Source organism: Pseudomonas sp. 43A (assembly GCF_013363935.1).
Classification (GTDB): Bacteria; Pseudomonadota; Gammaproteobacteria; order Pseudomonadales; family Pseudomonadaceae; genus Aquipseudomonas; species Aquipseudomonas crudilactis.
The window spans coordinates 1,215,420-1,236,648 of record NZ_CP054880.1; the positions used below are offsets into that span (position 1 = coordinate 1,215,420).

The following is a 21,229-nucleotide window of genomic DNA, read 5'->3' on the forward strand; positions in this document are numbered from 1 at the left end:
ATCCTCAAAGAGTGGCGGATAGGGGAAAGGGACAAACAGGTTTAATCAGTACGCGTAACGCAATAGTGTGTGGGGCAGGTGGCGAAACGCGAAGAAACTGAACAGTGCCACCAGTGCCGGCAAAATCAGCCACCAGACTTTGAAAGGCATTGCATTGAGGGGGCCCTGGCGCTGATTCAGCCACAGGCTTGCAGCACAGACACATGCCGCCAGCATCGCGCCGGCGAGGACATCGGTCGGCCAGTGCGCTCCCAGGTAAACCCGTGAAAGGGCAATCGCCAGGGCCGGAATGCAGCCAACCAGCAGCCAGGTCAAGCGCATGCGTGGTGGTTGACCGCGGCCAGCGAGGACGCCCAGGGTCAGGAACAACGCGAACGAACCCGAGGCATGGCCACTGGGCATGCTGAAGCTGGTAATCGGGTCGGTCAGTATTTCCGGACGAACCCTTGCGAAAAACAGCTTGGTCACCGTGTTGGCCAGCGCCGTGCACAGCAGGGTACTTGCGGCAAAAATCGCCTGACGCCACTGGCGGCACAGCAACAGCAGACCTGTCAGCAGAATGCTGAACATCAGCATGTTGCGGAACTCGCCGATCAGGGTAAAGGTGACGGCGATTTCATCCAGCAGCGGTTGGCGATGTTCCTGCACCAGCGTCATCACGCCTTGGTCGAGGGCTGTCAAATACGGATAGCCGATGAACAGACCGAGCAGAATCAACAGGCTCATGCTGCTGATCCACAGCGTCGCCCGGCGGTGACGGCGCAGGCTGCTGTTCGCGCTGAGGCCGACCATGACTGCGATGCTGGCAGCAACGATCCCGGCCTCAAGCCAGAAACCCTCCGGCAATGGCAAGCGAAACGCCGCGCCGGTGGCCCAACCGGGCAACAGATAGGCCAGGCTCCAGCCTGCGGCGGCCAACAAGCTGACGGCGGCGAAGCGCGGGAAGGGCATGTCGCACATCCCGGCGACCATTGGCAGCATCGGGCGCAGTGGGCCGATAAAGCGTCCTACCAACAGGCTGGCGATCCCATAGCGCTGGAAATAGGTTTCGGCGCCGGCCATCCATTCCGGGTGATGGCGCAGTCCCGGCAGGCGTCGGATGTTCTGGTGGAAATGTCGACCGAGAAAGTACGAGATCAAATCGCCAAGGATGCCGCCGAGGAAGCCCAGCAACAGGGTTTCACTCAACGACAGCGCGCCGCTGCCAGCCAGCGCGGCCACGGCAAACAGCAGCACCGTGCCAGGCACGATCAGCCCCGCAATCGCCAGACATTCGACAAAGGCAACAATGAATACCGCCACAGCCAGCCACTGTGGATTGGCCGCCAGCCAACCGGTCACGCTATCGAGCCATGGGCCCATACAAACAAACTCCAAGCATTGATTGACCCGTGCAGGCTCAGCCTTCGGGTATGTGTTTTACCGCAGTAAATAGTCGCGGCCTTCGACCTGACCGCGTCGAAGCGGGTTCCGCGTGCACCATTGCGCATAAGCTGAGTCGACGAAGCGGTACATCAAGTGCTCGTCACGGCCATGGGGAATGCCCAGGCGTGTGGTTTGAATGATGTGCGACGGCGCAGGCCCGGTGTCTTCTACCAGAAGCAATTGGTGATCGAAACGTTTGGCGTCCCACATCGGTACTTTCAAACCCAGTGCTTTGCACAGTAAGGTCTGACCGGCGCAGAGCTTCTGCGACGGGCGCGGACGGCCCTGGGCATCCGGATTGTTCAGCAGCATCTGCGCCAGGCTCGCCGGGCCGCTGATTTCATCGACCCACGGATAGGCGGATTTGATCAGTACGGCATTGCCCGGCCCCTGTGCGCTGAAGTTCAGGGAGTCACCCCCGCGGGCGTAATACATATAGATGTGTCCGCCATCCAGAAACAAAGCCTTACGTTTTTCTGTATAGCCGAGGGAGGCGTGACTGCCTTTTTCTGCGCAGTAATAGGCTTCGGTTTCAATGATTCGCGCACTGAGCCACAGGTCGCCGATCCGATGGCGGATGACTTTGCCGAGCAGATCGCGGGCCAGCACTTGCGCGTCACGGTCGAAAAACGTGTCCGGGAGCCCCAGCGGCAGGCGTTCGGCGTGGTTGCGAACGGTCAGGTTGGACATGGCGGGCAATGTTTATCCAGGCTGAAGAGGTCGTGATGATAACAACGCACGGCTTAATTGAGCCTGAACACCGGCGAATCAGCGTTCATTTCGACCATCCGCCCGTCACCGCTGTTAGTCCCGGGACGCGACAGCTATAATCTGCCGCTTTCCTCTTTGCCAAGACCCCAGCAGACCATGACTGAGTCCGTTCTTGACTACATGACCCGATTGGGTCGCGCCGCCCGCGCAGCTTCCCGGGTCATCGGCCGTGCCAGCACCGCGCAGAAAAACCGCGCCTTGCAGGCCGCTGCCAATGCCCTGGACGCCGCGCGTGCAGAGCTTGCCGCCGCCAATGAGCAGGATCTGGCTGCCGGTCGCGCCAATGGTCTGGAGCCGGCGTTGCTGGAGCGTCTGGAACTGACCCCGGCGCGCATCGACGGCATGATCGTCGGTCTGCGTCAGGTCGCTGCACTGCCAGACCCGGTTGGTGCGATCCGCGACATGAGCTTCCGTCCGTCGGGGATTCAGGTCGGCAAAATGCGCGTGCCGCTGGGCGTGATCGGGATCATCTACGAATCCCGGCCCAACGTGACCATCGATGCCGCCAGCCTGTGCCTGAAGTCCGGCAACGCGACCATCCTGCGCGGTGGCTCCGAAGCGATTCATTCCAACCGGGCGATTGCCGCGTGCATTCAGCGCGGTCTGGCCGAGGCCGAGTTGCCCGCCGCCGTGGTGCAAGTGGTCGAAACCACCGACCGTGCCGCTGTTGGCGCGATGATCACCATGCCTGAGTACGTCGATGTGATCGTGCCGCGCGGTGGCCGTGGCCTGATCGAGCGCATCAGCCGCGATGCCCGGGTTCCAGTGATCAAGCATCTGGACGGCATCTGCCATGTTTACGTCAGTGCCCACGCCGATCTGCCGAAGGCCCAGCGCATCGCCTTCAATGCCAAGACTTATCGTTATGGCATCTGCGGTGCGATGGAGACCTTGCTGGTTGATGAAACTGTTGCGAAGGATTTCCTGCCGTCGATGGCGGCGCAGTTCCGCGAAAAAGGCGTCGAACTGCGCGGCTGCGAACGCACCCGGTCTATCATCGACGCCGTTGCCGCCAGCGAAGAAGACTGGAGCACCGAGTACCTGGCGCCGATCCTGTCGATTCGTGTAGTCGATGGTCTGGATCAGGCCATTGAGCACATCAACCATTACGGCTCCCATCACACCGACTCGATCGTCAGCGAAAACCTCGCCGATACTCGCCGGTTCGTGGCGGAGGTCGACTCGGCGTCGGTGATGATCAACACCCCGACATGCTTCGCCGATGGATTTGAATACGGATTGGGTGCCGAGATCGGCATTTCTACTGATAAGCTGCACGCCCGCGGCCCGGTGGGTCTCGAAGGACTGACTTGCGAGAAGTATGTCGTGGTCGGTGATGGCCAGTTGCGCGGCCAGGCGCCGGTCTGACTTGACCGACCTCGACCTGGCAGCGCCGCAAACCGGCAGCGAGTCCCGCCCCCGTCGTATCGGCGTACTGGGCGGCACGTTCGACCCGGTGCACATCGGCCATTTGCGCGGTGGGCTGGAAGTCGCCGAAGCCCTGGCGCTCGACGAGTTGCGCCTGATGCCGAACGCGCGGCCGCCACATCGCGGTACGCCGCAGGTGTCGGCGCAGGATCGGCTGGCGATGGTCGAGTGTGCGGTGGCCGGAATGCCGCCGCTGGTGGTGGACGCCCGCGAATTGCAGCGGGACAAACCGTCCTGGACCATTGATACCCTGGAGTCGATGCGTGCCGAAATGCCCGCCGAGACCCAGGTTTTTCTGCTTTTGGGCTGGGACGCATTTTGCGGCCTGCCCACTTGGCACCGCTGGGAAGAGTTGCTCCAGCATTGCCACATCCTGGTGCTACAGCGCCCGGACGCCGACAGCGAACCGCCGGATGCCTTGCGCAACCTGCTGGCAGCGCGTTCGGTGAGCGACCCGCTGGCCCTGAAAGGGCCGAGCGGACAGATTGCATTCGTCTGGCAGACACCGCTCGCGGTTTCCGCCACCCAGATCCGTCAACTGCTGGCCAGCGGTAAGTCGGTACGTTTCCTGGTGCCCGACGCGGTCCTGGCCTACATCGATGCGCACGGTCTGTACCGTGCGTCGAACTGAACAAGGCGTGCTTCACTGATACGAATCACCGTATCCCTAGCCGCCGAATATACGAGCAAAACGAGTTTTATATGACTGACAAAGACCAAACCAAAGTAAAGCGCAAAGGCACATTCAAGAGCGCCCCGCTGCCAGAACCGGTCAACACCAATGAGCCGCTGAAGGGCGACGAACTGGTCAAGCTGGCTGTAGCCGCGCTGGAAGACGTCAAGGCGCAAGACATCCAGATCATCGATGTTCGCGACAAGCAGAGCATCACTGACTACATGATCATCGCCACCGGTACGTCCAACCGCCAGATCAACGCGATGCTCGACAAGGTTCGCGAAGAAGTCAAAAAGCAGGGCGCCAAGCCGCTGGGCGAAGAAGGCAAGGGCGACAGCGACTGGGTGCTCCTCGACCTGGATCTGGTGATCGTGCACATGATGACCGCCTCGGCACGTCAGTTCTACGACCTGGAACGCCTGTGGGCCGGAGCCGAGCAGAGCCGCGCGGCTGACGCCAAGCACCACAGCCCGGAAAACACCCACGAGCATTTCACCAAGCTCAACAAAGACCAGCTGTAAGGGATTGCTGTGCGACTGCGCCTGATCGCCGTCGGTTCACGCATGCCCAAGTGGGTGGAAGAAGGCTGGCATGAATATGCCAAGCGTCTTCCGTCCGAGCTGGCGCTGGAACTGGTGGAAATACCGCTCAATACCCGTGGCAAGAATGCCGACGTGGCCCGATTCATCCGCCAGGAAGGCGAAGCCATGCTGGCCAAGGTCGGGCCGAACGAGCGGATCGTCACGCTGGAAGTCCACGGCAAACCCTGGAGCACCGAGCAGCTTGCGGTCGAACTTGACCGTTGGCGGCTGGATTCGCGCACGGTCAATTTCATGGTTGGTGGCCCGGAAGGGCTGGCGCCGGAAGTCTGCGCCCGTGCCGATCAGCGCTGGTCGTTGTCGCCGCTGACGTTGCCGCACCCGTTGGTGCGGATCCTCATCGGCGAACAGTTGTATCGTGCCTGGACCGTGCTGTCCGGTCACCCTTACCACAAGTAATCCAGCCCTCATGTCTCAGCCGATCCGCATCAAGGACCACGAAAAGGACGCACGCCTGGTGCGTAGCCGCGTCGTGTTCGGGGCCATTGCGGTCATGCTGTTGATCTGTGTACTGATTGCGCGGCTGTATTACTTGCAGGTGATCCAGTACGAGTACCACTCGACACTGTCGGAGAACAACCGCGTCCACGTGCAGCCGATTCCCCCCACTCGTGGGCTGATTTTCGACCGCAATGGCGTGGTGGTGGCGGACAACCGTCCGAGCTTCAGCCTGAGCATGACCCGCGAGCGCTCCGGCGACTGGCAGCAAGTGCTCGACGTCATCGTCGAAGTGCTGGAGCTGACGCCTGAAGACCGGGTGATCTTCGAAAAGCGCATGCGCCAGGGGCGTCGGCCGTTCGAGCCGGTGCCGATCCTGTTCGAGCTGAGCGAAGAGCAGATCGCCCGGATCGCGGTGAACCAGTTCCGCCTGCCCGGCGTGGAAGTGGTTGCGCAGCTGGTTCGTCACTACCCGCAGGGCGCGCATTTTGCGCACTCGGTGGGCTACATGGGGCGGATCAACGAGAAAGAGCTGAAGACCCTCGACCCGGTCAATTACAGCGGCACCCATCACATCGGCAAAACCGGCATCGAGCGTTTCTACGAGCCGGAATTGCACGGTCAGGTCGGTTACGAAGAAGTCGAGACCAACGCCCGAGGCCGCGTGCTGCGTGTGCTCAAGCGCACCGATCCGATTCCCGGCAAGGACATCGTCCTCAGTCTGGATATCAAATTGCAGGAAGCGGCCGAGGCAGCATTGGGCGGGCGTCGCGGTGCGGTGGTGGCGCTGGATCCGAAGACCGGCGAAGTGCTGGCGATGGTCAGCCAGCCGAGTTTCGACCCGAACCTCTTCGTCACCGGGATCAGCTTCAAGGCCTACGCCGAGTTGCGTGATTCCATTGACCGGCCGTTGTTCAACCGCGTGTTGCGCGGTCTGTACCCGCCGGGTTCGACGATCAAGCCAGCGGTGGCGATTGCCGGTCTCGATTCCGGTGTGGTGACGGCGTCGAGCCGAGTGTTCGACCCCGGCTACTACATGCTGCCCAACTACGATCACAAGTACCGTAACTGGAACCGTACCGGTGACGGCTTCGTCGACCTCGACACGGCGATCATGCGTTCCAACGACACCTACTTCTATGACCTGGCGCACAAGCTTGGCATTGATCGGTTGTCGGCTTATATGAACAAGTTCGGCATCGGCCAGAAGGTCTCGCTGGACATGTTCGAAGAATCCCCCGGCCTGATGCCGTCCCGCGAATGGAAACGGGCGACGCGCAAACAGGCGTGGTTCCCGGGCGAAACCCTGATTCTCGGGATCGGCCAGGGCTACATGCAATCGACCCCGCTGCAACTGGCTCAGGCCACCGCGCTGGTCGCCAACAAAGGCATCTGGAATCGTCCGCACCTGGCCAAATCCCTCGAAGGGGTGAAGCCGGTGGACGAGAATCCGATGCCGGACATTGTCCTGCGTGATCCGTCGGACTGGAACAAGGTCAACCACGGCATGCAGCAGGTGATGCACGGCGCGCGAGGTACTGCGCGCAAAGCAGCGATCGGCGCGCAATACCGGATTGCCGGCAAGTCGGGTACCGCTCAGGTGGTGGCGATCAAGCAGGGTGAGAAGTACGACCGTTCCAAGGTTCAGGAGCGCCACCGCGACCACGCCTTGTTCGTCGGTTTCGCTCCGGCCGATGACCCGCGCATCGTCGTATCGGTGATGGTCGAGAACGGTGAGTCCGGCTCCGGCGTTGCCGCGCCAGTGGTGCGTCAGGTCATGGACGCCTGGCTGCTCGATCAGGACGGACGTTTGAAGGCCGAATACGCCAGCCCAATCAGTGCGGAGGCTACGGCCCGTGATGAATAACTTTGATCGCATGCTCTCCAGCGAGGATGTGATGCGTCGCCGTGCGACGCTGCTGCAAAGACTGCATATCGATGGTCCGTTGCTGATCCTGCTACTGATTCTCGCTGCCGGCAGCCTGTTCGTGCTGTATTCGGCGAGCGGCAAGAGCTGGGATCTGCTGGCCAAGCAAGCCACCTCGTTCGGCATCGGTCTGGTGTCGATGATTATCATCGCCCAGTTCGAGCCGCGTTTCATGGCGCGCTGGGTGCCACTTGGTTATGTGATTGGCGTGGTGCTGCTGTTGGTGGTGGACATCATGGGCCACAACGCGATGGGCGCCACCCGCTGGATCAACATCCCCGGGGTGATCCGCTTCCAGCCCTCGGAGTTCATGAAGATCCTGATGCCGGCAACCATTGCCTGGTACCTGTCCAAGCGCACGTTACCGCCACAACTCAAGCATGTCGGCATCAGCCTGATGCTGATCGGCGTGCCGTTCGCGCTGATCGTGCGCCAGCCTGACCTCGGCACTTCGCTGCTGATTCTGGCGGGCGGGGCGTTTGTGCTGTTCATGGGCGGGCTGCGCTGGCGCTGGATTCTCAGCGTACTGGCTGCGGCGATTCCAGTGTCGGTGGCCATGTGGTTTTTCATCATGCACGACTACCAGAAACAGCGAATCCTGACCTTCCTCGACCCGGAAAGTGACCCGCTGGGCACCGGCTGGAACATCATTCAGTCGAAAGCCGCGATCGGTTCCGGCGGTGTATTCGGCAAAGGCTGGCTGCTCGGCACCCAGTCGCACCTGGACTTCCTGCCGGAAAGCCACACCGACTTCATCATTGCCGTACTCGGCGAAGAGTTCGGCCTGGTGGGCATTTGCGCGCTGTTGCTGATCTACCTGCTGTTGATTGGCCGAGGGCTGGTGATTACCGCCCAGGCACAAACGCTGTTCGGCAAATTGCTCGCCGGTGCGTTGACCATGACGTTTTTTGTTTACGTTTTCGTCAACATCGGTATGGTCAGTGGCCTGTTGCCGGTCGTAGGGGTGCCGTTGCCGTTCATTAGCTACGGAGGAACTTCGCTGGTGACACTGCTGTCAGCGTTTGGGGTTTTGATGTCGATCCATACCCATCGCAAGTGGATCGCACAGGTTTGAATAAGGTGAAGAGTTCAATGCAAGTAATGCGTGGCTGGGCGACTCGATGCGCGCCGCTGGTTGGCCTGATGGGCCTCCTGGGCAGCGTGCAGGAAGCGCTGGCCGGCGAATACGAAGGCTCGCCGCAGGTGGCCGAGTTTGTCGGTGAAATGACCCGCGACTATGGTTTCGCCGGTGAACAACTGATGGGTGTGTTCCGCGAGGCAGAGCGCAAGCAGTCGATTCTTGACGCCATTTCCAAACCCGCCGAACGAGTCAAACAGTGGAAAGAATATCGCCCGATGTTCATCACTGACGCGCGCATTGCTCGTGGTGTGGACTTCTGGCGCCAGCACGAGGCGACCCTGGCCCGTGCCGAACAGGAATACGGGGTACCGGCACAAGTCATCGTGTCGATTATCGGCGTTGAAACCTTTTTCGGACGTAATACCGGTAATTTCCGGGTGATCGATGCATTGTCCACGCTCGGTTTCGACTATCCTCCCCGTGCCGAATTTTTCCGCAAGGAACTACGTGAGTTCCTCCTGCTGGCCCGTGAAGAACAGGTCGACCCACTGACCCTGAAAGGCTCGTACGCCGGGGCCATGGGCTTGCCGCAGTTCATGCCGAGCAGCTTTCGTGCCTACGCGGTGGATTTCGACGGGGACGGCCACATCAATATCTGGAACAACCCGGATGATGCGATCGGCAGCGTCGCCAGTTACTTCAAGCGTCACGGCTGGGTCGCGGGTGAGCCGGTGGTCAGCCGCGCCGATGTGCGTGGCGAGCAGGTCGATGAAGGCCTGACCACCGGCATCGAGCCGACAAAGACCGTCGCAGAGTTGCGAGCGCTGGGCTGGTCAAGTCATGATGCGCTGCGCGATGATATGCCGGTTACTGCATTTCGCCTCGAAGGCGACAACGGCCCTGAATACTGGATGGGCCTGAAGAATTTTTACGCGATCACGCGTTATAACCGCAGCGTGATGTACGCCATGGCCGTACATCAACTGTCTGAACAGCTGGTACAAGCACGGGGCGTCAAGTAATGCGGGCATTGCCTAACAATAAACCCCTGAAGCTGGTGGCTTTCGCTGCGTTGGCGGTGTTGGTTGCCAGTTGTTCGACCAGTCGTTCGCCGACTCAGAAAACCACGAATACCGCCGTGCGGGCGCAGCCGGGCCTGGACATCAACCGTGCACACAAAGATGGCGCGCCGTGGTGGGACGTCGATGTTTCGCGCATCCCCGATGCCACACCGACCCTGCACACCGGTCCGTACAAGGCCAACCCGTATACCGTACTGGGCAAAACCTACTTCCCGTTGCAGGAATCCAAGACCTACGTCGCCTCCGGCACTGCGTCCTGGTACGGCACCAAGTTTCACGGTCAGAACACCGCCAATGGCGAGGTCTATGACCTGTACGGCATGAGTGCCGCCCACAAGACATTGCCACTGCCAAGTTACGTTCGGGTGACCAACCTGGATAACAACCGCACAGTGATCCTGCGGGTCAACGACCGTGGGCCGTTCTATTCCGATCGCATCATCGACTTGTCGTACGCCGCCGCGAAAAAACTCGGTTACGCCGAAACCGGCACCGCGCGGGTCAAGGTTGAAGGCATCGATCCGCAGCAGTATTGGGCTGCCAAGGGGCGTCCTGCACCGCTGATGCTCAACGAGCCGCAAGTCGCACAAAACAGCGCTCCGGTGATCACGGCATCGGCGGGCACCGTCGAGCAATGGACGCCGCCACCGCAACAACATGCCTCTGACACCGTCCCCGTGCCGATGAGTGCAAAAAAAAACGCTTCTGCAACAGCAACTGGCCAGTATCTGCAGGTGGGCGCGTTCGCCAACCCGGACGCTGCAGAACTCCTGAGGTCGAAGCTCAGCGGGATGGTGAGCGCTCCAGTGTTCATCAGCTCGATCGTGCGCAATCAGCAGACTCTGCATCGGGTACGTCTGGGGCCGATCGGCTCACCGGGTGAAATCGCTCAGGTGCAGAACAGCGTGCGCCTGGCCAACCTTGGCTCGCCAAGTGTGGTCACCGAGTAATACGTAGAACTTGATTGACGGTTCACTTGCGGTATTGGGGGGTGAACCAGGTTGTTGGCTCGTCGAAGAACAAAAGCCCGGCAAGGGTGACTGGAGTGAGCAACTGAACACGCGATGGCTCGTTAGAAAGTCATCTGATTAAATTTTGTCCGCAAGGACAGTTTCCATTAGCGATTTCGAGAGACGGATGAACATCACCACCTTTGCCAAACGCCTGTGTCTGCTAGTCCCGCTGCTCCTCTCGCCAGCCGCCTTCGCGGCCGAGATGATGCCGTCGCCACCGCAACTGGCTGCTAAAGCCTACGTACTCATGGATGCCGCCAGCGGCAACGTGCTGGTAGAAAACAACGGTGACCAGCGTCTGCCACCGGCCAGTCTGACCAAGCTGATGACCGCGTACATTGCGACGCTGGAAATCCGTCGTGGCCAGATCGGTGAAAACGATCCGGTGACCGTCAGCGAAAACGCCTGGCGTACCGGTGGTTCGCGGATGTTCATCAAGGTTGGCTCGCAGGTGACTGTCAGCGACCTGCTGCACGGCATCATCATCCAGTCCGGCAACGACGCCAGCGTGGCCCTGTCCGAGCACATCGCCGGTAGCGAAGATGCGTTCGCCGATCTGATGAACAAGACTGTCACCGATCTGGGCATGACCAACACCCACTTCATGAACCCGACCGGTCTGCCGAACCCTGAGCACTATTCGTCGGCTCACGACATGGCGATCCTGGCGCGCGCGATCATCCACGAAGACCCGGCTCACTACGCGATCTACTCGCAGAAAGAGTTCTTCTGGAACGGTATCAAGCAACCAAACCGCAACCTGCTGCTGTGGCGTGACAAGACCGTTGACGGTCTGAAAACCGGTCACACCGACGAAGCCGGCTACTGCATGGTGTCCTCGGCTGTACGTGATGGCCAGCGCCTGATCGCCGTGGTGTTCGGCACCAACAGCGAAGTGGCTCGCGCCGCTGAAACCCAGAAGCTGCTGACCTACGGTTTCCGCTTCTTCGAAACCCAGACCTTCTATCAGAAGGGCACCGAGCTGGCTCAGGCTCCGGTGTGGAAAGGCACCACCAATCAAGTCAAGGCCGGCCTGGCTGAAGACCTGACCATGACCCTGCCGAAAGGCCAGCTGAAGAAGCTCGCTGCGAGCATGACCATGAACCCGCAACTGACCGCGCCAATCGCCAAGGGCGACGTGATCGGTAAAGTCGAAGTCAAACTGGAAGACAAGGTGGTGCACAGCGCTGACCTGATCGCTCTGGATGGCGTCGAGGAGGGTGGTATCTTCCGCCGCATGTGGGATAGCATCCGTCTATTCTTCTACGGCTTGTTCAACTGATTTGTGTTGACCTGCATGGCCCCGCCCCGATCCGGTGCGGGGCCATGCGCGTTATCACGGCTTGCGCTCAAGAGGCCGTTACGCCATGACCGATACCGAAGTAAAGGCGCCAAAGATCGAATTTCCCCAGGTTGATTATCCGGTTAAGGTAATCAGCGATACGGGTGTAGGTCACAAAGACAAGATTATCGAGATCGTGAAGAAATTCGCGAAGATCAACGATGAGCGTGTCGACGAACGTTCGAGCAGCAACGGCAAATACACCACGATTCAGTTGCACATCGTCGCGACCGATCAGGATCAGCTGTACAACATCAACAGCGAACTGCGGGCGACCGGTTTCGTACACATGGTGTTGTGATGCCGGGCACGCTGGGCTTTCGCGAACTTGGCCAGATGGCTTACGAGCCGGTCTGGCATGCCATGCAACGTTTCACCAATGAACGCGGCAGCAATGCCGCCGACGAAATCTGGCTGGTCGAGCACCCTCCGGTGTTCACCCAGGGCCAGGCCGGCAAGGCCGAACATCTGCTGCTGCCGGGTGATATCCCGGTGGTACAGGTCGATCGCGGCGGCCAGGTGACCTATCATGGTCCCGGCCAGTTGGTGGCCTACCTGCTGCTGGACGTGCGCAAGCTGGGTTTCGGCGTACGTGATCTGGTCACGCGCATGGAACAGTGCCTGATCGAGCTGCTGGCCAGCTACGGCGTGACCGCGGCGGCCAAGCCAGATGCTCCCGGCGTGTACGTCAATGGAGCGAAAATCGCTTCTCTGGGTTTGCGGATTCGCCACGGTTGTTCCTTTCATGGCCTGGCCCTGAACGTGGATATGAACCTGGAACCGTTTCGACGGATTAATCCCTGCGGCTATGCCGGGCTGGCGATGACCCAGCTGAGCGAGCACGCAGGATCGATTGAATTTGCCGAGGTAAGTGCCCGGCTGCGCGCGCAGCTCGTCAAACACCTCGACTATGCTGAGCAGACGACCCTGACGGGCGGAATCGACTGATATGACTACTGATGCAGTGCAAACCATGATCCCGACGCTCGACGTGACCGAGCGCCCGGCCCCGCGTCCCAAGGTAGAAGCCGGCGTCAAGCTGCGCGGCGCCGAGAAGGTTGCACGCATCCCGGTAAAGATCATTCCGACCACCGAACTGCCGAAGAAGCCTGACTGGATTCGTGTACGCATCCCGGTTTCCCCGGAAGTCGACCGCATCAAGAGCCTGCTGCGCAAGCACAAGCTGCACAGCGTCTGTGAAGAAGCCTCCTGCCCGAACCTCGGCGAATGCTTCTCCGGCGGCACCGCGACCTTCATGATCATGGGCGACATCTGCACCCGTCGCTGCCCGTTCTGCGACGTTGGTCATGGTCGTCCGAAGCCACTGGACGTCAACGAGCCGGAAAGCCTGGCCATCGCCATCGCCGACCTCAAGCTCAAGTACGTGGTGATCACCTCGGTTGACCGCGACGACCTGCGTGACGGCGGTGCCCAGCACTTTGCCGACTGCATCCGCGAAATCCGCAAGCTGTCGCCGAACGTGCAGCTCGAGACCCTGGTCCCGGACTACCGTGGCCGTATGGACGTCGCGCTGGAAATCACCGCCGCCGAGCCGCCGGATGTGTTCAACCACAACCTGGAAACCGTGCCGCGCCTGTACAAGGCTGCGCGTCCGGGTTCGGACTACCAGTGGTCGCTGACCCTGCTGCAACGCTTCAAGCAGATGATGCCGCACATTCCGACCAAATCCGGCCTGATGCTGGGTCTGGGTGAGACCGATGAAGAAGTCATCGAAGTGATGAAGCGCATGCGCGAACATGACATCGACATGTTGACCCTTGGCCAGTATCTGCAACCGTCGCGCAGTCACTTGCCGGTGCAGCGTTTTGTGCACCCGGACACCTTCGCCTGGTTCGCCGAAGAAGGTTACAAGATGGGCTTCAAAAACGTTGCTTCCGGTCCGTTGGTACGTTCTTCGTACCATGCCGACGAGCAGGCGAAGCTGGTCAAGGCTGAGCTGCTGGGTTCCTGATCCGGCGCTGAATCAAAAAATGCCCGCCGAGGTTTTAACGCCCGGCGGGCATTTTTTTGCCCGTCTTACATTCACTGCTGATTTTTCCTGCAACCTGCGGCGTGGCCGACCCTCTTCTGTTTGCCCCCGTTCCTGACTACTGTGTGTGCATGACTCACAGGGAGATCCAAGGATGACCGTTCGACCGACCCACACACTTTGTCCGCACAGAACCGTGCCCGCGCTGCCCTCGGAAGGGTTGATCGGCGTCATTGCGCCTGCGGGCCCCGGGGCCCTGGACACCGAGAAAGCGCTGCAATGGATGCGCGCCCGTGGTTATGGGCTGAAGGTGTTTCCCGGTGTCTATGAAAAGGACGGCTATCTGGCCGGCAGTGACGATGTGCGCCTGCGTGACCTGCATGCGGCGTTCGCCGATCCCGAGGTCGATGCAATCATTTGCCTGCGCGGCGGCTACGGAACGCCGCGATTGCTTGACCGGATCGACTACGATCTGCTCAGCCGCCATGCCAAGCCCTTCGTTGGCTACAGCGATATCACCGCGCTGCACCTGGCCATCAGTCGTTATGCCGGGTTCGTGACCTTTCACGGGCCGCTGCTCAACGCCGACTTGTTGGGCGACAAGGAGCCGCCGACCGTTACTTCGTTCTTCGCCATGCTGCGCGGTCAATTGAAGGCGGGGAGTGTGCTGAGCCATCCAGTTGCGTATCCGTTGACCACGGTCGAGCCCGGTATCGCCCACGGGCGCTTGCTCGGCGGTAATCTGGCAATGATCGCCGCAACCTTGGGCACGCCTTATGAAATTGATGTCGAAGGGGTGATTCTGCTCATCGAGGATATCAACGAACCGCTGTATCGCATCGACCGGTTGCTGACTCAGATGCGTCTGGCCGGCAAGCTGGCGAGGTTGCGCGGGGTGTTGGTCGGGGACGTTGCCGGTGTCGATGTCGATGCATTGAACAGCTTGCTCAAGCAGACCTTTGAACCGTTGCGGATCCCGGTGCTTTCGGGGTGGCGTAGCGGGCATTGTGATCCGAACCTGACATTGCCGATGGGCGCGTTGGTGCGGCTGGATGCCGGGAAGAAGGAATTGATGCTGGAGCAGGATGTGGTGATCAAGGCTTAAAGGTTTATTGCCTGATAGTCAGTCTTCGCGAGCAGGCTCGCTCCCACATGGGTTCTGTAAACGACAGAGATCCAATGTGGGAGCGAGCCTGCTCGCGAAAGCGGTATACGCCATACGACAATCGTTCTACTGAGTACGCAGGCTTTCCAGCAACTTGTGCGTCGGATAGCCGTCAGCCGGCCAGCCAAGCGACTGCTGCGCACTGCGAATCGCCTTACGGGTATTGGCGCCGATAATCCCATCCGCGGTGCCAGCATCGTAATTGCGCGCACTCAGCAGGGTCTGCAATTCCATGCGCTCGGTACGGCTCAATGGCAGATCATCTTTTGGCCAGCTACCGCTGACCAAGCCCCCGCCATTGAAGCGCTCGGAGAGCAAACTCACGGCCAATGCGTAGGACGAAGAATTGTTGTACTTGAGGATCGCCCGGAAGTTATCGAGGATCAGAAACGCCGGACCACGATAACCCGCCGGCAACAGCAGGGCGGCGGAGAGTTGATCGGATCCCGCCGCGACTTGGCCGCTGTTTGGCAGAATCACTCCCAGTTGCCGCCATTCGGCGACGCTTTTGCGAGTGGCACCGTCAGCCAGCGTGTAGTTGAAGTCACCCGGCAATTGCACCTCGAATCCCCAAGGCTGCCCACGTTGCCAGCCGGAGCTTTGCAGATAATGCGCAGTCGATGCCAGTGCGTCGGCGGGGCTGCCCCAGATATCGCGGCGGCCATCGCCGTCGAAGTCCACGGCGTGAGTGTTGTAGGTGGTCGGAATGAACTGGGTCTGCCCCATTGCGCCGGCCCACGAGCCAAGCATTTTCTCCGGTGTGATATCGCCCTGTTGCAGGATCTGCAGGGCTGCGATCAGTTGTGCGTGGGCAAAGCCCGGGCGACGGCCTTCATAGGCGAGGGTCGCCAGCGAGTTGATCACCGACTTGCTGCCCTGGACCTGACCGAAGTTGCTTTCCATGCCCCACACCGACACCAGCGTCTGCCGGTCGACGCCATAGCGCTGTTCGATGCTTTGCAGGACATCGGCGTATTGATCGATCAGTGCCTGGCCCTTACGCACCCGCAGCGGTGATAGGGCGCCGTCGAGGTATTCCCAGACCGGGCGCGAGAATTCCGGCTGACTGCGGTCGGCACGAATCACGCTGGCGTCGAAACTGACATTGGCAAACGCGCGATCGAACAGATCAGGACGAATCCCGGCGGCCAGCGCATCCTTGCGGAAACTCGCCTGCCATTCGGCAAAGGTCTGAGTCGGCTGAAGATCAAGAGGGTCGGTGGACGGCACTACCGGCGGGATGATCGCTGGGGCCGTGGCAACCGGGGTGGCTTGAAGCGTTTGCGCGTCGGCGGCGGTGGGTTTTTCCGCGCAGGCGACCAGCAGAATGAAACTTGTGGCTGCGATCAATTGGCGAACAGGCCAACGATGGGAAAGACTAAAGGGCATGCACAGGTCCAGGGGATACGAATCAGGTGCAGACCTTAACATGACCGGGGGGTACTGCGCTTCAAGCAGCCAGAAAGTAAGAAGCCTCCCAGCTGTCAGACTGGAAGGCTTCGCGGCGGTAGCTGCCTTTACCCTTGGTTGGTCGTTCCTGGCGACTGCGGAACAGGGGCTGGGCGACAATGGATTTGGCCTTGTTGGGGCCATGTTTCGATGGCTTTTTGCTCATGAGGATTCTCTCGAGTGAGTGAGTTTTGCGGGGGAAATAATCTGCCGATGTCGGGCGTCTGTCCAGTTCCTGTTGTGTGGGAATGTTTTGACGCTTTCGCGAGCAAGCTCGCTCCCACATTTGGAATGCATTTCAATGTGGGAGCGAGCTTGCTCGCGAATGGCTGTTATGCGGTAGAGCAGGTTATTCGGCGGGGAGTGTCAGACGCTGGCCGGACATCAACAATGCCAAGCGACTCAGGCTCATCCACGGCGAACCGGCAGCCTGGCCTTTGATCTGCGCGTCGATCCGCTGTGCTTCGAGCAGCAACTGCGCCCAGCGTTGCGCCGAGTAGCGCTGCAGGGCTTTGCTCATCAGTGGTTTGCGCTTGTCCCAAACTGGCGGTTTGGCCTGACTGAAGCACTTGTCCAGCGGCGTGCCCTGACTGTATTGCAACGAGATGTTGGCCAACAGCCGCAACTCCCGAGCCAGCGCCCAGAGAATCACCGGTGGTTCGACTCCTTCACCGCGCAAGCCTTCCAGCATGCGCAATGCGTGAGCCGGCTCGCCGTTGAGCACCGCATCGGTCAAGCCAAACACATCGAAGCGCGCGCTGTCGGCTACGGCAGCCTGCACGGTTTCAACGGTGATCTGGCCACCTTCGGCCATCAGCTTGAGCTTTTCGATTTCTTGCGCGGCAGCGAGCAGGTTGCCCTCGACACGCGCAGCAATCAATTCGACCGCGTCCTGGCTGGCCGACAGGCCGGCTTGCGACAGGCGCTGACGTATCCAGCTCGGCAACTGATTGGCGTCCACCGGCCAGATCTGGATGAACTGGGTTTGCTGGCCTTCGACCAGCGCCTTGCCCCACTTGGTCTTCTGCGCGCTGCCATCGAGCTTGGGCAAGCTGATCAGCAGCACCGTGTCTTCAGCAGGACGCGAGCAGTATTCGATGAATGCAGCAGCGCCCTTGTCACCGGGTTTACCCGAGGGCAGACGCAGTTCCAGCAGACGCTTTTCAGCAAACAACGACATGCTGGCACCGGCCTGCAACAACGTGCCCCAATCGAAATTGGCGTCGGCGGCAAAGACCTGGCGTTCGTCAAAACCTTGCTGGCGCGCAGCACTGCGAATGGCGTCGGCAGCTTCCTGGCACAGCAGCGGGTCATCGCCGCTGATGATGTAGACCGGCGCCAGAGCGCCTTGCAGGTGTTTACCGAGTTGGGCGGGAGCGAGCTTCATAAGAAACGTCGAACGGGGCGCCTGAGCGCCCCGAACGTCTTACTGCTGCGGTATTTCGAGCGGCGACTGACGCGGGGTTTCCGCTTCAGCCTTTTGCGCCGCTTGCAGCGCATCGGCTTCAGCCCTGGCGCGGTCATTGGCGGCTTGCTGCAACTGTTGCAGTTGGCCCGGAGTCAGCTGCTGCAGACGCAGCATCATGCGCTGAACCAGCTCGCGGCGGGTTTCATTACGTGCATCGTTGGCTTCCTGGTCGGAACCGACGAGGTTATTGCCGTCGTGAATGAACACCTTTTGCACTTCAAGCTTGTCACTCAGCAGTGGCAGGTTCTTGTCGCCGCGGATGTCGTAGTTCAGGACGGTCGTGACCTGATACTCACCCGTGCGACCGGCGCCTGCGTAACTGAGGATGCGCTGGCTTTCCTGCTCGTCAGCCAGGTACAGCTTGTACGGAGCGCCGCTGTACACCTTGACGCCGCTCGACTCCAGCACCTGGCGCAGTTGCGTGACAGTCTCGCCGTAGGCGTTACGGGCGCTCAGGTCGAGCTCCTTGATCGCCAGTTCGGTGGTGCCGGTGCCGCGCAGCTGGAAACCACAGGCGCTCAAAAGGACGGCAAGGCCCATCACCAGCAGATTGCGTTTGATCATTGTGTTGCTCCCCTTGAAACCACGTGGGCCGACTGTACGGCCCGAAAGGTTTTACTTGGCGTCAGGCGAACCTGACGCCCGATCCAATTAGCTGGCGACGATGTTGACCAGTTTCCCCGGTACAACGATCACTTTACGAATAGTCAGGCCGTCGACAAAGCGCAGCACGTTCTCGTTGACGCGAGCAGCAGCTTCGACTTCTTCACGCGTTGCGGTGGCCGGCATCTCGATCTGCCCACGCAGTTTGCCATTGACCTGGATGACCAGGGTCAGGCTGTCTTGGACAAGCGCGGATTCGTCGACCACAGGCCAGCCAGCGTCGATCACCGGATCGCTGTGACCCAGTTGATTCCACAGCTCGTGGCTGATGTGAGGCGTGATAGGCGCGAGCAGCAAAGTCACGGCTTCCAGACCTTCGTGAACCAGTGCACGATCCTGTTCGGTACCCTGAGCGGCTTTTTCCAGCACGTTCATCAGCGTCATCACCTGAGCGATGGCGGTGTTGAATTTGTGGTTCTGGCCGACGTCATGGCTGGCCTGTTTGATGGCCAGGTGGATCGCACGGCGAACGGCTTTCTGTTCGTCGTTCAGGCTGGCGATGTCCAGGTTACCCGGCAGGCCCTGAGAGACATGGGCCTGGGCCAGACGCCAGACGCGCTTGAGGAAACGGTGCGAGCCTTCAACACCCGAGTCGGACCATTCCGCGCTCATGTCAGGCGGCGAGGCGAACATCATGAACAGGCGGCAAGTGTCGGCGCCGAACTGGTCGATCATCGACTGTGGGTCAACGCCGTTGTTCTTCGACTTGGCCATCTTCTCGGTGCCACCGATTTCCACCGGCAGACCGTCGGATTTCAGCTTGGCGCTGATGACCTTGGCTTTGCTGTCGCGCTCAAGTTCCACGTCTGCCGGGTTGAACCAGGTGTAGGCACCATTGGCTTCGCGACGGTAGTAAGTCTCGGCGATCACCATGCCCTGGGTCAGCAGGTTCTTGAACGGCTCGTTGGAACTGACCAGACCTTCGTCACGCATAAGCTTGTGGAAGAAGCGCGCGTAGAGCAGGTGCAGAATCGCGTGTTCGATACCGCCGATGTACTGATCGACCGGCAGCCAATGGTCAGCGGCGGATTTTTCCACCAGGCCACCTTCAAAGTGCGGCGAGGCGTAACGGGCGTAGTACCACGACGACTCGACGAAAGTGTCCATGGTGTCGGTTTCACGCTTGGCAGGCTGGCCGCATTTCGGACAAGCGCATTCGTAAAACTCAGGCATGCGCGCCAGCGGCGAACCGGCGCCGTCCGGCACCACGTCTTCCGGCAGGACTACAGGCAGTTGATCTTCCGGTACCGGCACGTCACCGCACGCATCGCAGTGGATGATCGGGATCGGGCAGCCCCAGTAGCGCTGGCGGCTGATGCCCCAGTCGCGCAGACGGAACTGGGTACGCGAGGCGCCCAGTTCTTTCTTGATCAGGGCGACTTCCATGGCGTCGAACGCACCGGCGAAGTCGAGACCGTCAAACTCACCGGAGTTGATCAGCGTGCCGTGCTCGCCGTAGGCGTCTTGCCACGGGGCAGGGTTGGTGTCGCCAGAGCTGGTACGCACTACCGATTTGACCGGCAGGTTGTACTTGTGGGCGAATTCGAAATCGCGCTCGTCGTGCGCCGGTACAGCCATGACTGCGCCGTCGCCGTAGTGCATCAGCACGTAGTTGGCGACCCAGACCGGGAGTTTTTCACCGGTCAGCGGGTGCTCGACGAACAGGCCGGTTGGCAGGCCTTTCTTCTCTTGCGTGGCAACGTCGGCTTCGGCAACGCTGCCGCCCTTGCATTCAGCGATGAACGCTTGCAGTTCGGTGTTGTTTTTTGCCGCCAGCGTGGCCAGTGGATGCTCGGCAGCCACGGCGACATAGGTCGCGCCCATCAGGGTGTCCGGACGGGTAGTGAAGACTTTGAGGGTGCCGGCTTCACCGATCGAGTCGACGTTGTACGGGAACTGCACTTCCATGCCACGGGATTTGCCAATCCAGTTGCGCTGCATGGTCTTGACCTGTTCAGGCCAGCCAGTCAGTTCGTCAAGGCTCTCCAGCAGCTCATCCGCATAAGCGGTGATCTTGAAGTAGTACATCGGGATTTCGCGCTTTTCGATCAGCGCGCCGGAACGCCAGCCGCGACCGTCGATCACCTGTTCGTTAGCCAGAACGGTCTGGTCGATCGGGTCCCAGTTCACGGTGCCGTTTTTACGGTAGATCACACCTTTTTCGAACAGGCGAGTGAACAGCCATTGTTCCCAACGGTAGTAATCAGGCTTGCAGGTGGTGACTTCGCGCGACCAGTCGACCGCCAGACCCAGGCTGCGCAGCTGGGTTTTCATGTAGGCGATGTTTTCGTAGGTCCACTTGGCGGGCGCCACGTTGTTTTTCATCGCGGCGTTTTCCGCCGGCATGCCGAACGCGTCCCAACCCATCGGTTGCAGAACGTTCTTGCCTTGCATGCGCTGGTAGCGGGAGATCACGTCGCCGATGGTGTAGTTGCGCACGTGCCCCATGTGTAGCTTGCCGCTGGGGTAAGGGAACATCGACAGGCAGTAGTAAGTCTCCTTGCCTGGCTGTTCACTGACTTCAAAGGACTTTTGCTCGTCCCAGAACGACTGGGCGGCGGCTTCGATTTCACGGGGCTGATATTGTTCGTGCATGGCTACTTTTGTACTGGATAGGGGTGGCCTAATCCTCTTCAACGCAGGTTCCGGGGTTGGCCCGGACGAGCTGGAAGTGGAATTACAGGAAGCGCCGTAGCATACATGACCGCGCTT

Annotated in this window: 20 protein-coding genes; 13 read left to right on the forward strand and 7 right to left on the reverse strand. The window is 60.3% G+C overall.

The window, feature by feature from the left end:
• Window positions 1-45 precede the first annotated feature (45 nt).
• The gene (locus HUW52_RS05320) at window positions 46-1,362 is read right to left on the reverse strand and encodes a bifunctional DedA family/phosphatase PAP2 family protein (RefSeq protein ID WP_175553128.1); all 1,317 of its coding nucleotides are present in this window, start codon (window positions 1,360-1,362) and stop codon (window positions 46-48) included.
• Window positions 1,363-1,419: 57 nt separating this feature from the next.
• Window positions 1,420-2,115, reverse strand: a complete 696-nt coding sequence (locus HUW52_RS05325) for a DNA-3-methyladenine glycosylase (RefSeq protein WP_175553129.1) — start codon at window positions 2,113-2,115, stop codon at window positions 1,420-1,422.
• A gap of 177 nt (window positions 2,116-2,292) precedes the next feature.
• On the opposite strand from HUW52_RS05325, the gene HUW52_RS05330 reads away from it, so the two are divergent.
• The 13 genes from HUW52_RS05330 (at window position 2,293) to HUW52_RS05390 (ending at window position 14,877) form a co-directional block, all read left to right on the forward strand.
• On the forward strand, window positions 2,293-3,564 hold the full coding sequence (locus tag HUW52_RS05330; RefSeq protein ID WP_175553130.1) for a glutamate-5-semialdehyde dehydrogenase: 1,272 nt from the start codon (window positions 2,293-2,295) through the stop codon (window positions 3,562-3,564).
• A complete protein-coding gene (gene nadD / locus HUW52_RS05335) occupies window positions 3,533-4,255 on the forward strand; it encodes a nicotinate-nucleotide adenylyltransferase (RefSeq protein WP_016986116.1) in 723 nt (240 codons plus the stop codon). The genes HUW52_RS05330 and nadD overlap by 32 nt, the downstream gene beginning before the upstream one ends.
• A 71-nt stretch (window positions 4,256-4,326) precedes the next feature.
• Complete coding sequence (rsfS, locus tag HUW52_RS05340; RefSeq protein WP_016986117.1) at window positions 4,327-4,821, forward strand: ribosome silencing factor; 495 nt, start codon at window positions 4,327-4,329, stop codon at window positions 4,819-4,821.
• 9 nt (window positions 4,822-4,830) lie between these two features.
• Entirely contained in the window at window positions 4,831-5,298 is a 468-nt protein-coding gene (gene rlmH / locus HUW52_RS05345; RefSeq protein ID WP_003185785.1) for a 23S rRNA (pseudouridine(1915)-N(3))-methyltransferase RlmH, read from the forward strand.
• A 10-nt stretch (window positions 5,299-5,308) separates the two neighbouring features.
• Window positions 5,309-7,204, forward strand: a complete 1,896-nt coding sequence (gene mrdA / locus HUW52_RS05350) for a penicillin-binding protein 2 (protein WP_016986118.1) — start codon at window positions 5,309-5,311, stop codon at window positions 7,202-7,204.
• Between the two features lie 31 nt (window positions 7,205-7,235).
• Window positions 7,236-8,339, forward strand: coding sequence for a rod shape-determining protein RodA (rodA, locus tag HUW52_RS05355; protein ID WP_049802149.1), 1,104 nt, complete (start codon window positions 7,236-7,238; stop codon window positions 8,337-8,339).
• Window positions 8,340-8,356: 17 nt separating this feature from the next.
• Complete coding sequence (gene mltB, locus HUW52_RS05360; RefSeq protein ID WP_095122077.1) at window positions 8,357-9,367, forward strand: lytic murein transglycosylase B; 1,011 nt, start codon at window positions 8,357-8,359, stop codon at window positions 9,365-9,367.
• Window positions 9,367-10,377: a septal ring lytic transglycosylase RlpA family protein gene (locus HUW52_RS05365; RefSeq protein WP_175553131.1), complete on the forward strand. Its 1,011-nt coding sequence runs from the start codon at window positions 9,367-9,369 to the stop codon at window positions 10,375-10,377. The genes mltB and HUW52_RS05365 overlap by 1 nt, the downstream gene beginning before the upstream one ends.
• Window positions 10,378-10,564: 187 nt before the next feature.
• Window positions 10,565-11,722 carry a D-alanyl-D-alanine carboxypeptidase family protein gene (locus HUW52_RS05370; protein WP_016986121.1) on the forward strand — a complete coding sequence of 386 codons (1,158 nt, stop codon included), beginning with the start codon at window positions 10,565-10,567 and terminating at the stop codon, window positions 11,720-11,722.
• A gap of 85 nt (window positions 11,723-11,807) precedes the next feature.
• Window positions 11,808-12,083: a DUF493 domain-containing protein gene (locus HUW52_RS05375; protein WP_008087908.1), complete on the forward strand. Its 276-nt coding sequence runs from the start codon at window positions 11,808-11,810 to the stop codon at window positions 12,081-12,083.
• Window positions 12,083-12,730, forward strand: coding sequence for a lipoyl(octanoyl) transferase LipB (gene lipB, locus HUW52_RS05380; protein WP_016986122.1), 648 nt, complete (start codon window positions 12,083-12,085; stop codon window positions 12,728-12,730). The genes HUW52_RS05375 and lipB overlap by 1 nt, the downstream gene beginning before the upstream one ends.
• Window positions 12,731-12,755: 25 nt before the next feature.
• Window positions 12,756-13,754 (forward strand): lipoyl synthase, encoded by a 999-nt coding sequence (gene lipA, locus HUW52_RS05385; protein WP_161986515.1) that lies wholly within the window; start codon window positions 12,756-12,758, stop codon window positions 13,752-13,754.
• Between the two features lie 172 nt (window positions 13,755-13,926).
• Window positions 13,927-14,877 (forward strand): LD-carboxypeptidase, encoded by a 951-nt coding sequence (locus tag HUW52_RS05390; RefSeq protein WP_175553132.1) that lies wholly within the window; start codon window positions 13,927-13,929, stop codon window positions 14,875-14,877.
• Between the two features lie 126 nt (window positions 14,878-15,003).
• Here HUW52_RS05390 and HUW52_RS05395 read toward each other — a convergent pair whose 3' ends face one another.
• The 5 genes from HUW52_RS05395 to leuS all read right to left on the reverse strand — a co-directional run bounded on the left by HUW52_RS05395 (window position 15,004) and on the right by leuS (window position 21,112).
• On the reverse strand, window positions 15,004-16,326 hold the full coding sequence (locus HUW52_RS05395) for a lytic murein transglycosylase (RefSeq protein ID WP_175553133.1): 1,323 nt from the start codon (window positions 16,324-16,326) through the stop codon (window positions 15,004-15,006).
• A gap of 61 nt (window positions 16,327-16,387) precedes the next feature.
• Window positions 16,388-16,552, reverse strand: a complete 165-nt coding sequence (gene arfA, locus HUW52_RS05400; protein ID WP_016986126.1) for an alternative ribosome rescue factor ArfA — start codon at window positions 16,550-16,552, stop codon at window positions 16,388-16,390.
• A 183-nt stretch (window positions 16,553-16,735) separates the two neighbouring features.
• Window positions 16,736-17,773, reverse strand: coding sequence for a DNA polymerase III subunit delta (holA, locus tag HUW52_RS05405; protein ID WP_016986127.1), 1,038 nt, complete (start codon window positions 17,771-17,773; stop codon window positions 16,736-16,738).
• 39 nt (window positions 17,774-17,812) lie between these two features.
• The gene (gene lptE, locus HUW52_RS05410; RefSeq protein WP_016986128.1) at window positions 17,813-18,418 is read right to left on the reverse strand and encodes an LPS assembly lipoprotein LptE; all 606 of its coding nucleotides are present in this window, start codon (window positions 18,416-18,418) and stop codon (window positions 17,813-17,815) included.
• 87 nt (window positions 18,419-18,505) lie between these two features.
• A complete protein-coding gene (gene leuS, locus HUW52_RS05415) occupies window positions 18,506-21,112 on the reverse strand; it encodes a leucine--tRNA ligase (RefSeq protein WP_175553134.1) in 2,607 nt (868 codons plus the stop codon).
• Window positions 21,113-21,229: the final 117 nt, after the last annotated feature.